Origin of the sequence: Pseudomonas lundensis (genome assembly GCF_002269125.1) — a bacterium.
Classification (GTDB): Bacteria; Pseudomonadota; Gammaproteobacteria; order Pseudomonadales; family Pseudomonadaceae; genus Aquipseudomonas; species Aquipseudomonas lundensis_A.
The window spans coordinates 1-802 of the sequence record NZ_NQKI01000097.1; the positions used below are offsets into that span (position 1 = coordinate 1).

Below are 802 nucleotides of genomic sequence, written 5' to 3' on the forward strand. Positions count from 1 at the left end.
ATGTTATGGCGGTTAAGAATATCTTCCCGAATACCCTGGGATGTAATGGGATAGATGGCAACAGGCGACATGCCGAGGCGACAGAGGCCGCACAGGCAGCTTGGGACAGAACACTGGCGGCGAATGCACGGAACGAGCGGGCAGCTGACGCACGTAGGCGTTCGATCAAGAAGCCGGATGAAGTGGCCTCACGCGGATGCGTCTTTGCCAAGAGTTGCACGCTGCCATACGGGACCATCAACTACATCAGTCCCGGCGGAGCCATCCCCACCGATCCGGTTAGCCAATATGGCGAGTTTGCCTTGCTGGGCGGCCGTGAAACGGATGCACAAGGAAACATTCCCCTTAAGAAAATCAGCGGCTCCGTACCCTCGTCACTGGGAACACTTCTCTTAGGAGGCGTTGCTACTGGCACCGCAGGCGGTGTGTCTTGTGGTGGTTTGTGTACGGCTGGTGCTGTGGCGTCCGGGACCACCACGGGTGTTGCTGCTGGTACTTTGACGGGCGTTGTTGCATTGCTGTGGCCATCCAGCTTGGGCGACAGCAGCCTATATACCGAAGAACAGCTCCAGACGCTTAAAGAGGGACGTACACGTGTTCGCCTGCACGTTGAGCAGCAGGCCGATGGCACCTTGAAAGGTTACGGGTACAACACCCAGAAGCGCCGCGACTGGGAAATGATTCCCGTGGTGCAGTTCGTTGCCCAAGGCTCCCGGCAAGTGGCTGACTTGGGCGATGGCGTAACCCTGATATGGACACCCGCCGCTGACCCGTCCAACACCTTAGGTATTCCAGCGTTAGA

At 58.0% G+C, this 802-nt stretch carries 1 protein-coding gene; it reads left to right on the forward strand.

The annotated features are described in order from the left end of the window. Positions 1 to 5 precede the first annotated feature (5 nt). Positions 6 to 802: S-type pyocin domain-containing protein (locus CJF39_RS22620; protein WP_170942727.1), on the forward strand; the 797-nt coding region annotated here is incomplete at its 3' end.